Genomic DNA, 12,720 nt, shown 5'->3' with positions numbered 1-12,720 from the left:
TCGGAAGCGTTGCATATCATCATTCGGCAACGGTTCCGAGCCGTTTTTATAGTCAATCAACTTAATTTTTACTACGCGTTGCTGCGCCTTGCCGTACTACCCGTACCGTCTGTGGCTTGCTGCTTTGTATTAAAAATAAGTTGATTGACTATAGGCCGTCTGAAAACCTAAAACCATTTCAGACGGCCTTTCCCAACAACGGCTGTTGCCGCACGATGGCGCGGATAACGGTGCGGTTGGGGGCGAGGGCGCGGCGGATTCTTTGCGACAGCGGGTTGGGCAGGCCGAGGATGTCGGCGGCGATGGCGGCGGCGCAAATGGGGGCGGTGGCAAGGCCGCGGCTGCCGTGGGCGGTGTTGATGTAGGCGTTCGGCAGGTAGGGGCAGGGGGCGTTGAGGCGGTAGTTTTTGTCGAGGGCGAGTTTGGCGTACACGCTTTGCATGGCGGCGATGTCGCCGAGTGCGCCGACGATGGGCAGGTGGTCGGGGCTGTCGCAGCGCAGGGCGGCGTGGCCTTGCAGGGTAAGGCCGTCTGAACGGGTTTCAGACGGCCTTTGGTGTTGATGAGAACCGTCAAGGCCGTCTGAAAGCGAACTTGGTAAGCTTCGCCAAAACGAGCTTTGCGAGTTTCGCCAAAGTAGTTGCGCGGCCAGTTGTGCGTTTAACTCGTGCAGGTTGGCGCGGTTGGTTTGGCGGTCGCTTTCGCGCCAGTCGGTGCCGGTGTCGTGCTGGACGAAGGTTGCGCCGTAGCAATGCAAGCCTTGCCATGCGGGGCTGATGTAGCTGGCGCCGGAAAGGGCGCAGCGCAGTTGTTCGGAATACGGCACGGCGGCGGCAAGGTCGGTTTGCCCGCGCACCAAGCGGTAAGGCAGGGCGGAGACGTTGGGGTCGGCGGCTTGCGGGCTGTGTGCGCCGGTGCAGTAAATCAAATGGCTGCCGCTGAAGGTGTGCGCAGGTGTGCGGACTTGCCATTCGTTGCCGTTATGTTCGGCGGCAAGCACGGGCGTGCGGGTGTGCAGTTCAATCAGCGGATGGTCGAGCAGGGTGCGGACGAGCGCGGGCGGGTTCAGCCACACGCCTTGCGGCCAATACAGGCCGCTTTGTGCGGTTTCGATGCCGGCAATTTGTGCGGCTTCTTCGGCATCGACGGGGCAGTAAAGGTGGGCGTGGTGGCCGTGTGCGCCCAAAGCCTGATTGCGGCGGGTTTCTTCGGCATCGTGGTTGAGGTGGAGCACGCCGTCGCCGCCCCAGCTTTCGCGGTTCGGCAGCAGGGTTTCGAGCAGGCGGCGGGTGTAGCCGTAGCCGCACAGCAGCAGTTCGGTCTGCTCGGTATTGTGCGGCGAAATCTTGGCATACAGCAGCCCTTGGCGGTTGCCGGACGCGGCGTTGGCGGGTTCGGCGGCTTCCAACACGGTAACGGGCAGGCCGTGTTCTGCCAGCGCACGGGCGGTGGCTGCTCCGGCAATGCCTGCGCCGACGATAACGGCACGATTGGGTGCGGCGCGGTGTTCAGACGGCCTGAACCACGGTTTGACTGGTTGCGGCGGCAGTTGCGGCACGGCTTCGGTCTGCCATTGCACGGGCTGCGGAAAATGCTCGCCCAGCCGCGCGGCGTTTTCAGACGGCATCAGCCATAAATGCACGCCGGGCAGGATGTTTTCCAGCACGTTGGCTCCGTTGAACTGAATGCAGCCGAGTTTGCCCGCTATGGCTTGCCGCAGCGCGCTTTCTTCCGCGCATGGGGTTTCAGACGGCCTGAATTCGGGAATTAGGCGGTCGGGCAGGCACACAATCAGATACAGCGGTTTGGCATGGTTGCGGACGGCATCTGCCAAACAGCTGAGCGCGGGCGGGTGGTTCCAAGCAAGACAATTCATGATGAGGCCGTCTGAAAATAGTGTGGGCAGCCAGTTTATCACGAGCAAACGGCGGACAAACAGGTTGGAAAGCTGCTAAAATTTGTGCGATTTTATGATTTCAGACGGCCTGTGGCGGCAAGCCATGCCAAGATGTCGGTTTGCGGCCGGTATTTGATGTGAAACCGCTGCCGAAGGACGTCTGAAAATATTCCACGGAACCCGTTATGAACCCATTAATCGCCGACTTCCAAACCGAAACCGCCCGCACGCCCGTGATTGTGGCTTTGGACTTTGCCAACGAACACGACACGCTTGCCTTTGTGCGCCGTCTCGATCCCTCCCTATGCCGTCTGAAAATCGGCAAAGAACTGTTTACCGCCACCGGCCGCAACCTTGCCGAAAGCCTGATCAACCAAGGCTTCAAACTGTTTCTCGATTTGAAATACCACGACATTCCCAACACCGTAGCCCACGCCTGCAAAGTAGCCGCCGATATGGGCGTGTGGATGGTGGACATGCACGCTTCGGGCGGCCGCCGCATGATGGAAGCCGCCGCCGAAGCCGTTGCCAACCATGCGCAAAAACCGCTGCTGATCGGCGTTACCGTGCTGACCAGCATGGAGCAGAGCGACCTTGCCGAAATCGGCCTCAATCAACCCATAGAAGAGCTGGTGTTGCGTTGGGCGAAACTGGCGCAAAGTTCCGGTTTGGACGGTGTAGTCTGTTCCGCCCACGAAGCCGCGCCGCTGCGCCGCGAGTTGGGCGGAGAATTTGTGCTGGTTACGCCCGGCATCCGTTTGGATACCGCCGGCAACAGCGACGACCAACGCCGCATCATGACCCCCGCGCAAGCGTTGGCGGCGGGTTCCACCTACTTGGTGATGGGGCGGCCGATTACGCAGGCAGCCGACCCCGTGGCCGTGTTGCGCGAAGTGAATGCGGCAGCCAATCAGATTTCGATTTAAATATGTTCAGACGGCCTCCCGCAGCATGAAGAGGCCGTCTGAAAACACAGATAAATGGATATTACTATGGTACTCAACACCGATATACAACAATTGCAATCGCGCTTTGCACAAGCACGCGTTTTAGTGGTGGGCGACGTGATGCTCGACCGTTACTGGTTCGGCGACGTTTCCCGCATTTCTCCCGAAGCCCCCGTGCCGATTGCCAAAATCGCCAATACCGACCAACGCGCGGGCGGTGCCGCCAACGTGGCCCGCAACATTGCTTCGTTGGGCGGCAAAGCGGCGTTGCTGTCGGTTACCGGCAACGACGAAGCCGCCGATGCGCTGGAAAAATTGATGCAGCAAGACGGCGTGGCTTCGTATCTGATGCGCGACAAAGAAATTTCCACCACCGTCAAACTGCGCGTCGTCGCCCGCAACCAGCAGCTTATCCGCCTCGATTTTGAAGAAATGCCGCACCGCGAGATTCTCGATTCGGTCAAAGAGCAATACCGCGCCTTGCTGCCGGAATACGATGTCGTGGTGCTGTCCGACTACGGCAAAGGCGGCCTGCTGCACGTTGCTTCCATGATCGAATGGGCGCGCTTGGCAGGCAAGCCCGTATTGATCGACCCGAAAGGCGACGATTACGAAAAATACGCCGGAGCCACCCTGCTTACGCCCAACCGCGCCGAACTGAAAGAAGTGGTGGGCAGTTGGCGTAATGAAGAGGAGCTGACCGAAAAAGCCCAAAACCTGCGCCGTAATCTGGATTTGGCAGCCCTGCTGCTGACCCGCAGCGAAGAAGGCATGACGCTGTTCCGCAGCAGCCAAATCGACCACCAGCCCACCCGCGCCCAAGAGGTGTACGACGTATCCGGCGCAGGCGACACCGTGATTGCCAGCATGGGCTTGGGCATGGCCGCCGGTTTCAGCCTGCCCGAAGCCATGCACATTGCCAACACCGCCGCCGGTGTAGTGGTGGCGAAACTGGGTACGGCGGTGTGTTCGTTTGACGAACTCAGCGCTGCTTTGAAGGAACAACAGGCTGTCTGAAAGTCATCAAGTTCGCTTTCATACGGTCAGCCCCTATTTTAAAGACCAAAAGGAAAAGATTATGACCATCATCGTAACCGGTGCCGCCGGCTTTATCGGCAGCAACATCGTCAAGGCTCTGAACGAACGCGGCATTACCGACATCATTGCCGTCGACAACCTGACCCGCGGCGAGAAATTCAAAAATCTGGCCGAATGCGAAATCGCCCATTATCTCGACAAACACGAATTCATCCGCCAAGTGCGCGAGCATCTGCTGCCGTTCGACGATATCGAAGCCGTGTTCCACGACGGCGCGTGTTCCGACACCATGGAGCACAACGGCCTGTATATGATGGACAACAATTACCAATACAGTCTCGATCTGCTTGATTGGTGTCAGGATGAGCGTATTCCGTTCTTGTACGCCTCCAGCGCGGCGGTGTACGGCAAAGGCGAGATTTTCCGCGAAGAGCGCGAATTGGAAAAACCGCTCAATGTGTACGGCTATTCCAAATTTTTGTTCGACCAAGTGGTGCGCCGCCGCATGGAAGAGGGCTTGACCGCGCAAGTGGCCGGTTTCCGTTATTTCAATGTGTACGGCCCGCACGAGCAGCACAAAGGCCGTATGGCTTCGGTGGCGTTCCACCATTTCAACCAATACCGCGAGCAAGGCTATGTGAATTTGTTCGGCGAGAACGAAGGCTATGGCAACGGCGAGCAAACCCGCGATTTCGTGAGCGTGGAAGACGTGGTGAAAGTGAACCTGTTCTTCTTCGACAATCCTGAAAAATCAGGCATTTTCAACTTGGGCACCGGCCGCAGCCAGCCGTTTAACGATTTGGCCGCGGCCACCGTAAACGCCTGCCGCGTAGCCGAAGGCAAGCAAGCCATGAGTTTGCAGGAATTGGTGAAAGAAGAGCTGATCCGCTACATCCCGTTCCCCGATTCGCTCAAAGGCAAATACCAGAGCTTTACCGAGGCCGATATTTCCCGTTTGCGCGAGGCTGGTTATGAGGGTGCGTTTTTAGACGTGAACGAAGGCGTGAGCCGTTACGTGCATTGGTTGTTGACGAATCTGTAAACGGGCAGCGCTTCTATAAAGTTGCGCCGGCTGCTTCGTTTTTTTTAAAGATACCGTTATGGGGCTGAAGCGGTCGGGTTTGCAGGCTGTAAATAAAAAAGGGGCCGTCTGAAAGATTCAGACGGCCTTTATTCAGCAATGATTTAAGGTTTTGTATTGCCGGCTTTTTCGATTGCCGTTTTTTTAGTTTTAAGGAAGGGAGAGTGTGTGTTTGGGAGGGATTTTTTTAACAAATATAACAAATTGCTAACGGTGCGAACCGGGCAACGTTTTCTTTTTACCTTTGCTCAGATTGTCATACACCACCCACGCTGTCAGCCCGATATAGCCGATGGTAGACAGTACGCCGATTACGGCAAAAATAGGCATAAGACGGTCGATCACGAGTTCTCCGAGTAAAGAAATGTTTTCAAATGTTTGGAAGGAAACGAGTTCCTTTTGTTTTGTTATATTTGTTTTTTAGTACGTTTTAACTACATAAAATTATGAAATTAAAAAGCCTTGCCGTCAATGCTTATGGTTTAAATCGATTAAAATAGGGGAAATATTACAAAATAATGTTGTAAATTTGCGTAATATAATGTCAATGATAAATAGATTTTTTAACTTAAGAAAATAAAAGACAGCGGTTTCAGACAGCCTTTTAAAGGTTTTGCCGAACAATTTAACCGAAACGGGTATGACAATTATTTAAGGTAAAATTCGGCGGCGGCGCAGCTATGGCGGTGCGGATTAAAAATTTGCCGTTTCCGCGCGATAACTCAGGTTGATAGTTAACCTTTCACAGGCCGTCTGAAAAAAGCGGCTTCATTGCCCGAAAAAAGCCCTGCGCGTACAATCGTTGCCCATGAAAAAAACATGCTTCCATTGCGGGCTGGACGTGCCCGAAAACATCGACTTACCTATTCAATACGAAAACGAAACCCATCCCGCCTGTTGTGCGGGCTGTCAGGCGGTGGCGCAGAGCATTATCGATGCCGGCTTGGGCAATTATTACAAGCAGCGTACGGCGGATGCGGAAAAAGCCGCGTTGCCGCCGCAGGAAGTGCTCGACCAAATCAAACTGTACGACTTGCCCGAAGTGCAGGCGGGGTTTGTGGAAACGGGGGAGGGCAACGAGCGCGAGGCGGTGCTGATGCTCGGCGGCATCACTTGCGCCGCGTGCGTGTGGCTGATCGAACAACAGCTTTTGCGTTTGAACGGCGTGTTGCGGGTGGATTTGAATTACAGCACCCGCCGCGTGCGCGTGTTGTGGGACAGCGGCCGGACGGCGTTGTCGGATATTCTGCTGCGCATCCAAAACACGGGTTACACCGCCGCGCCTTATGATGCGCAGAAGGTGGAAGAGCAGGCGCAGAAAGAGCGCAAGCAGTCGCTCATCCGTCTTGCCGTGGCGGGGTTGTCGATGATGCAGACCATGATGTTTGCCGTGCCCACTTATCTTTACGGCAACGAAATCGAACCGCTGTATCTGGGTATTCTGCATTGGGGCGCTTTTCTGATGGTGCTGCCCGCCATGTTTTATTCCGCCGTGCCGTTTTATCAGGGCACTTGGCGCGACCTCAAAAACCGCCGCATCGGTATGGATACGCCGGTGGCGATTGCCATTATCCTGACTTTTATCGCCGGTATTTACGGGCTGCTCAGCAATGCGGGGCAGGGCTTGTATTTTGAATCCATCGCCATGTTTGTGTTTCTGCTGCTGGGCGGGCGTTATATGGAGCAAATCGCGCGGCGCAAGGCCGGAGATGCGGCGGAGCGGCTGGTGAAGCTGGTGCCTGCGTTCTGCCACAAGCTGCCCGCTTATCCCGAAAGCGAGGCCGGCGAAGAGGCGGCGGTGGTGCAGTTGCAGGCGGGCGATGTGATCGTGGTGCGGGCGGGCGAAGTGATTCCGGTGGATGGCACGGTGCTGGCCGGCGAGAGCGAAGTAAACGAGGCCATGCTTACCGGCGAAAGCCTGCCGGTGGCGAAGCGGCAGGGTGCAGCGGTGGTGGCGGGCACGTTGAATACGGCAAGCCCACTGGTTATCCGCACCGATACCGTCGGCAGCGATACCCGCCTGTCGCACATCGCCAAGCTGCTCGACCGTGCGCTGGCGCAAAAGCCGCGTTTGGCCGAGCTGGCCGACAAATATGCTTCGTCTTTCGTGATGAGCCTGCTGGTGTCAGCGGTGCCGGTGTTTGTCGGTTGGACGATTTACGCCGACGCGATGACCGCGCTGTGGATTACCGTGTCGCTGCTGGTGATTACTTGCCCGTGCGCGTTGTCGCTGGCCACGCCGACCGCGCTGGCGGCTTCCACCGGTACGTTGGCTTCAGACGGCATCTTGGTGGGCGGCAGCCAAAGTTTGGAAACTTTGTCGCAAATCGACGATGTGGTGTTCGACAAAACCGGCACGCTTACCAAAGGCATGCTGACGGTTTCCCGCATCATTCCTTTAGGCCGTCTGAAAACCGCCGAAGCCCTTGCCGTGGTGCAGGCTTTGGAAATGCAGTCCGAACATCCGATCGCGCGGGCGATTTTGAGCTGCAATGCAAACGATGGCGATGTTATGCCCGATATCCGCACCGAACAGCGCATCAACCGCGTCGGCTACGGTGTGAGCGCGCAAGTGGAAGTGAACGGCGAACGGCAAATCTGGGTGATCGGCCGGGCGGAATTTGTAGCGGAAATCGCAGGCAGGCTACCTGAAGATGCCCATATCGAACACAGCGGCAGCATGGTGTATCTCGGCAACCAACAAGGTTTTCAGACGGCCTTTTTGCTGGAAGACGAAGTGAAAAGCGGTATTGCCGACATGCTGGCCGAACTCAAATCGCAAGGCGCGCGCCTGCATGTGTTGAGCGGCGACCGTACCGTGGCCGTCGAAACGGTGGCACGGCAGCTCGGTTTGGACGCATACCGTGCCGAAGCCTCGCCCGAAGACAAACTGGCCTATGTCGAAACCCTGCAACGGCAGGGCAGAAAGGTGCTGATGGTTGGCGACGGCATCAACGATGCGCCCGTGCTGGCGCAGGCCGACGTATCGGTGGCTGTGGCGGGCGGCGCGGATATTGCCCGCGACGGAGCGGACGTGGTGCTGCTCAATGACGATATGCGTGTGCTGCCGCTGATGGTGCGGCAAGCGAAGAAAACCCGTAGCGTTATCCGGCAAAACTTGGCTTGGGCGAGCATGTATAACCTGATTGCCGTGCCGCTGGCGGTGCTGGGGTTTGTTACCCCGTGGATTGCCGCACTGGGCATGAGCTTGAGTTCGCTGCTGGTATCGGCCAATGCCTTAAGGCTGTTGAAGAAAGACAAATGATGGAAAAGGCCGTCTGAAAAGTTTTGTTTTATAGAATAAACTTTTTCAGACGATGCGGCTGGGGCTTCAAACAAAATCGCCCCATAAAGTCTGCATGGCGGCAATGGCGGCCAGTGAAGCCGTTTCCGTGCGCAATACGCGCGGACCCAACGTAACCGATTGGAACCCCGCATTAAAAGCCGTTTGCTCTTCCGCCGCCGTCCACCCTCCTTCGGGGCCGACCATAAACGTGATGCGTTGCGGAGCAGAGGCAACGGCGTTCAAGCTGCGGGCGTTGTTCAGGCTCATCAGCAGGCGGGCATCGGCTTCGGGCAGGCGGTTCAGGGCTTCTTTGTATGAAGTCAGCGGCAACACCTGCGGCACGATGTTGCGCCCGCTTTGTTCGCAGGCGGCAATCACGATTTCCTGCCAGCGCGCCACCCGTTTGTCGGCCCGCTCGCCGTCTAAGCGCACCACGCAGCGCTCGCTCAAAACGGGGCGGATTTCGGCCACGCCGAGCTCGACGCTTTTTTGCAGGGTGAAATCCATGCGTTCGCCCCCCGACACTGCCTGTATCAGCGTAATCCGCAGCGGCGATTCGTTGCCGGTCGGCTCTTCGCGTAAAATTTCCGCTTCGGCGCGGCGTTTTTCCAGAAGGGACAGGCGGGCGGGATAAGCCTTGCCGTTACCGTTGAATAAAACGATTTCTTCGTGCGGCCTCACGCGCAAAACATGCAGGTGGCGCACGACGTTATCGGGCAGTTGAAGCGTTTGTTCGGAGTGTAGTTCGGCGGAAACGTAAAAACGGGGCATGTTCGGTTGTGGTCGTTGGCGGAAAAAAGCTAATATTGGCTTTTTCGGCGTGAAATGGCAAGTGCCGGCGGCCCGATGGCAAACCGTTGCCGCCGTCCTCCGCTTTAACGGTCGGGCAAACCAATAATAACGATTAAGGAAAAACCGTGTTAGACAAATTGCATGTGCTGGTACGCGAAGTGGCGCGCAGCGAAGTGATGCCGCGTTTTCTTGATGTCGCCGTCAGCCGGAAGCCGGACGGTTCGCTGCTTACCGAGGCTGATTTGGCGGCGCAGGCGGCATTTGCGGTGAGACTGCCCGATATTATCGACTGCCCGATGCTGGGCGAAGAAATGACTTTGCAGCGACAGATGGAATTGTGGCGGCATGGCAGGCACGGGCTTTGGGTGGTCGATCCGATCGACGGCACCAATAATTTCATCAACGGCCTGCCGCATTTCGCCCTTTCCTGCGCCTATGTGAAAAACGGCCGCTCGCAAATGGGCGTGATTTACAACCCCGTGAGCGACGAATGTTTTTATGCCGAACGGGGCAAAGGCGCGTTTCTCAACGGCCGCCCGCTGCCCGCCCGCAATGTGGAAAAACAGCTTCATGAAGCGATTGCCGGTGTGGAAATCAAATATTTGCGTTCCGGCAAACTGTCCAGCCGCATGAATACGCTGGCTCCGTTCGGCAGCCTCCGCAGCATGGGCAGCAGCACGCTCGACTGGTGTTATCTGGCTGCGGGCCGCTACGATATTTATGTGCACGGCGGGCAGAAGTTGTGGGATTACGCCGCCGGCGCACTGATCTTGGAAGAGGCGGGCGGTTGTATCGCCACTTTGGAGGGTGATGATTTTTGGAGCGGCGAACATGTGTTCAAGCGTTCGGTTATTGCCGGATTGCATCAGGGGCTTTTTGCCCGCTGGTTGAAATGGATACGGGAAAACCAGTAGTTTTTAGAAGGTCTCATTACAAATGCATGTGAAAAGAGAGGAAATCTTGCACAGCTTAACGCAATTTAATGCTAACTCAGCTAGAATGTTCATCACTGACAGAGATTGCTTTTCTCCCTTGAAGCAGTTGAAACAGTAAGACGTTTTCCCGCAATGTAATTGACCATTCATACTTCTCCCTTGGTATGGATGGTTTTTTTTTGCCTGTAAAACGGCATTTTGATAAAGAGGCCGTCTGAACAATAAAGTTTCAGACGGCCTGATTTTTTTGCAAGAAAGATTTTCGCGCCGAACGGCTCGGCGGCGGCAGGGCTATTTGAAAAAGCGGCCGCAGCACTGTTTGAATTTTTTACCCGAACCGCAAATGCACGGCTGTTTCATGGTAGGAAGCGGCACGGTGGGGTCGATGAAATACCAGCGTCGGTGCGGCTTCACAAAAGCGGAAAGTTCGTGATGGCTTTGCCTGCCGCCGTTTTCTTCAAAATAGGCTTTGAATTCCACTTGGGCGTGGTGTTTGCCGATATTCGGAATATGCCTCAGCACCTCCAAACCCAGCCATTGCGTGTTACGGCTCCATTCCGACATGGCGGCCTTATCCAGCAGCGGCTGCTGTTCGGGCACGGTGGTGGCGACAATGTAATCGATATCGTGCAGCACATAAGCGCAATAACGCGAACGCATCAGGGCTTCGGCCGTGGGCGGGAGCTGCGTTCCTTCGTGAAAGGGGGCGCAGCAGTCGGCGTAGGGTTTGCCGGATTGGCAGGGGCAGTTTTGTGAAGACGGCATGGTAGGTGGTTTGATGATTGTAGGGAGGATACGAGGCCGTCTGAACAATGTTTTCAGACGGCCTCCGGCAGTGTGCGGGCTTAACTCAAATCGAGACACATGTATTTCATTTCGAGATATTCGTCGACACCGTATTTGCTGCCTTCTCGTCCGAGTCCGCTCATTTTCACGCCGCCGAACGGGGCGACTTCGTTGCTGATGATGCCCGTATTGATGCCGACCATGCCGTATTCCAGCGCTTCGGCCACGCGCCATTGGCGGGCGGTGTCGCTGGTGAACAGATAGCCGGCCAAGCCGAAGCCGGTATCGTTGGCTTGCCGGAGGGCTTCTTCTTCGGTGTCGAATTTGAAAATCGGGCATAACGGGCCGAAAGTTTCTTCGTGCGCCACCAGCATGTCGGCGGTAACGTCGCGCAATACGGTCGGCTCGAAAAACGTCCGTCCCAAGCTGCTGCGCTTGCCGCCGGTAAGACAGCTTGCACCTTTGGACAAAGCGTCTTCGATATGTTCTTCCACTTTGCGGACGGCTTTTTCGTCAATCAGCGGGCCTTGCCGCACGCCTTCGTGCAAACCGTTGCCCAGCTTGAGTGCGGCCGCTTTGCCGGAAATGCGGCGGCAGAATTCTTCATATACGCCCGCCTGTACGTACAGGCGGTTGGTACACACGCAGGTTTGGCCGCTGTTGCGGAATTTGCTGGCTAACGCGCCTTCTACGGCTTTTTCCAAGTCGGCATCATCAAACACGATAAACGGTGCGTTGCCGCCCAGCTCCAAACTCAGTTTTTTGATGTGCTCCGCGCTGTTGCGGAAAATTTGGATGCCCACTTCGGTGGAGCCGGTAAAGCTGATTTTACGGATAAGCGGGTTTTGCGCGAAAGTATCGCTGATTTCGGCCGCCTTGCCGCTCACGATCACAAACAAATCTTTCGGAATGCCCGCTTGATAAGCCAGCACGGCTTGGGCGTAGGCGCTTAAAGGCGTTTGGCTGGCAGGTTTTACCAACATGGCACAGCCGACGGCCAGCGCAGGTGCGGCTTTGCGGGTAATCATGGCGGCGGGGAAGTTCCACGGCGTGATGGCGGCGGTAACGCCGATGGGCTGTTTAACCACTAGCAGTTTTTGCGTGTGTTTCACATGGGTGAGGATATCGCCGTCTATGCGGCGGGCTTCTTCGGCGAACCAGCGGATAAACGAGGCGGCGTAATCGATTTCGCCGCGAGATTCGGCAAGCGGTTTGCCTTGTTCCATCGTCATTAGACGGGCGAGGTTTTCTTTGTTGTCTTTCATCAAGGCGTACCAACGCCACAAAATATCGGCACGCTCCAGAGCGGTTCGGGCCGCCCATTGTTTTTGGGCTGAGGCGGCGCGTTCGATCAATTCGTTCAGACGGTTTGGCGAGGTGGTTTTGACATAGGCCAACGTGTCGCCGGTGGCAGGGTTGTGTACGGCGATACCGTTTGCCGTGGGTGAAAAGACGACATCGGGATGTTGTAATAATTGCTCAATGGTTTTCATTATTCTGCCTCCTTCGTTGGGCGGTATATGGAGATAATATAACCAACAGGCTTTTAAATCTACGGGTTGGAATTGTTTTGCAGGCCGTCTGAAAGATTTTATTCAGACGGCCTGCAAAACGGTAAAAAAACCGGTTCGAGTAAAAGCAACGTAAAAAAAATGATGTGGATTTTCTCGTTATTACTGCTGATGTTCGGCAACTTTATATAAATCGGGGCAGACTAAATAAAAAAAGCGATTGTGAAAGGGCATCTTGATGTTATCGGCAGGATGGCGTTTGGCCGGGGTTCTACGGAGCCTAAGGGCGTAACGAATTTTGTTGGACATACGGGCAAAGATACTGTTCATGGTGCGTCATCCGGTATTGCCGCTACCGTCAACAGCAAGGCGGGTACAGGAATGATGGAAAGAGTAAAGAGTATCCGATATTGAATCATTATTTCTTCAGAGGAATAAGGGATGCAT

General features: G+C 55.8%; 10 protein-coding genes. 5 read left to right on the top strand and 5 right to left on the bottom strand.

Annotation, left to right across the window (positions count from 1 at the left end; genetic code table 11):
- Positions 1-178 precede the first annotated feature (178 nt).
- A complete protein-coding gene (gene mnmC, locus Q0X97_RS08160) occupies positions 179-1,876 on the bottom strand; it encodes an FAD-dependent 5-carboxymethylaminomethyl-2-thiouridine(34) oxidoreductase MnmC (protein WP_302067704.1) in 1,698 nt (565 codons plus the stop codon).
- A gap of 206 nt (positions 1,877-2,082) precedes the next feature.
- On the opposite strand from mnmC, the gene pyrF reads away from it, so the two are divergent.
- The 3 genes from pyrF to rfaD all read left to right on the top strand — a co-directional run bounded on the left by pyrF (position 2,083) and on the right by rfaD (position 4,924).
- Positions 2,083-2,823, top strand: coding sequence for an orotidine-5'-phosphate decarboxylase (gene pyrF, locus Q0X97_RS08155; RefSeq protein WP_244741343.1), 741 nt, complete (start codon positions 2,083-2,085; stop codon positions 2,821-2,823).
- Positions 2,824-2,877: 54 nt separating this feature from the next.
- Complete coding sequence (gene rfaE1, locus Q0X97_RS08150) at positions 2,878-3,861, top strand: D-glycero-beta-D-manno-heptose-7-phosphate kinase (RefSeq protein ID WP_302066838.1); 984 nt, start codon at positions 2,878-2,880, stop codon at positions 3,859-3,861.
- Between the two features lie 61 nt (positions 3,862-3,922).
- On the top strand, positions 3,923-4,924 hold the full coding sequence (rfaD, locus tag Q0X97_RS08145; RefSeq protein WP_302066837.1) for an ADP-glyceromanno-heptose 6-epimerase: 1,002 nt from the start codon (positions 3,923-3,925) through the stop codon (positions 4,922-4,924).
- A gap of 246 nt (positions 4,925-5,170) precedes the next feature.
- Here the strand turns inward: rfaD and Q0X97_RS08140 are convergent, their stop codons facing one another.
- Positions 5,171-5,308, bottom strand: coding sequence for a hypothetical protein (locus Q0X97_RS08140; RefSeq protein ID WP_302066836.1), 138 nt, complete (start codon positions 5,306-5,308; stop codon positions 5,171-5,173).
- A 463-nt stretch (positions 5,309-5,771) separates the two neighbouring features.
- Here Q0X97_RS08140 and Q0X97_RS08135 point away from each other — a divergent pair, with 463 nt between their 5' ends.
- Entirely contained in the window at positions 5,772-8,228 is a 2,457-nt protein-coding gene (locus Q0X97_RS08135; RefSeq protein ID WP_302066835.1) for a heavy metal translocating P-type ATPase, read from the top strand.
- A 66-nt stretch (positions 8,229-8,294) separates the two neighbouring features.
- Here the strand turns inward: Q0X97_RS08135 and Q0X97_RS08130 are convergent, their stop codons facing one another.
- Positions 8,295-9,020 carry a 16S rRNA (uracil(1498)-N(3))-methyltransferase gene (locus Q0X97_RS08130; protein WP_302066834.1) on the bottom strand — a complete coding sequence of 242 codons (726 nt, stop codon included), beginning with the start codon at positions 9,018-9,020 and terminating at the stop codon, positions 8,295-8,297.
- A 146-nt stretch (positions 9,021-9,166) separates the two neighbouring features.
- Here Q0X97_RS08130 and Q0X97_RS08125 point away from each other — a divergent pair, with 146 nt between their 5' ends.
- Positions 9,167-9,955 (top strand): inositol monophosphatase family protein, encoded by a 789-nt coding sequence (locus Q0X97_RS08125; protein ID WP_302066833.1) that lies wholly within the window; start codon positions 9,167-9,169, stop codon positions 9,953-9,955.
- 312 nt (positions 9,956-10,267) lie between these two features.
- Here Q0X97_RS08125 and Q0X97_RS08120 read toward each other — a convergent pair whose 3' ends face one another.
- Positions 10,268-10,741, bottom strand: coding sequence for a YchJ family protein (locus Q0X97_RS08120; protein ID WP_302066913.1), 474 nt, complete (start codon positions 10,739-10,741; stop codon positions 10,268-10,270).
- Between the two features lie 80 nt (positions 10,742-10,821).
- The gene (locus Q0X97_RS08115) at positions 10,822-12,255 is read right to left on the bottom strand and encodes an NAD-dependent succinate-semialdehyde dehydrogenase (protein ID WP_302066832.1); all 1,434 of its coding nucleotides are present in this window, start codon (positions 12,253-12,255) and stop codon (positions 10,822-10,824) included.
- Between the last annotated feature and the right edge of the window lie 465 nt (positions 12,256-12,720).

It is taken from the genome of Neisseria sp. MVDL19-042950 (genome assembly GCF_030504625.1).
Classification (GTDB): Bacteria; Pseudomonadota; Gammaproteobacteria; order Burkholderiales; family Neisseriaceae; genus Neisseria.
Note: the sequence above shows the minus strand (reverse complement) of the source record. Positions and strands in the feature narration are given on the sequence as shown.

What these genes read in the sequence shown, in the direction of transcription:
- mnmC (WP_302067704.1), bottom strand. Translation starts at nt 1,876, where the DNA reads ATGAATTGTCTTGCTTGGAACCACCCGCCCGCGCTCAGCTGTTTGGCA.
- pyrF (WP_244741343.1), top strand. Translation starts at nt 2,083, where the DNA reads ATGAACCCATTAATCGCCGACTTCCAAACCGAAACCGCCCGCACGCCC.
- rfaE1 (WP_302066838.1), top strand. Translation starts at nt 2,878, where the DNA reads ATGGATATTACTATGGTACTCAACACCGATATACAACAATTGCAATCG.
- rfaD (WP_302066837.1), top strand. Translation starts at nt 3,923, where the DNA reads ATGACCATCATCGTAACCGGTGCCGCCGGCTTTATCGGCAGCAACATC.
- Q0X97_RS08135 (WP_302066835.1), top strand. Translation starts at nt 5,772, where the DNA reads ATGAAAAAAACATGCTTCCATTGCGGGCTGGACGTGCCCGAAAACATC.
- Q0X97_RS08130 (WP_302066834.1), bottom strand. Translation starts at nt 9,020, where the DNA reads ATGCCCCGTTTTTACGTTTCCGCCGAACTACACTCCGAACAAACGCTT.
- Q0X97_RS08120 (WP_302066913.1), bottom strand. Translation starts at nt 10,741, where the DNA reads ATGCCGTCTTCACAAAACTGCCCCTGCCAATCCGGCAAACCCTACGCC.
- Q0X97_RS08115 (WP_302066832.1), bottom strand. Translation starts at nt 12,255, where the DNA reads ATGAAAACCATTGAGCAATTATTACAACATCCCGATGTCGTCTTTTCA.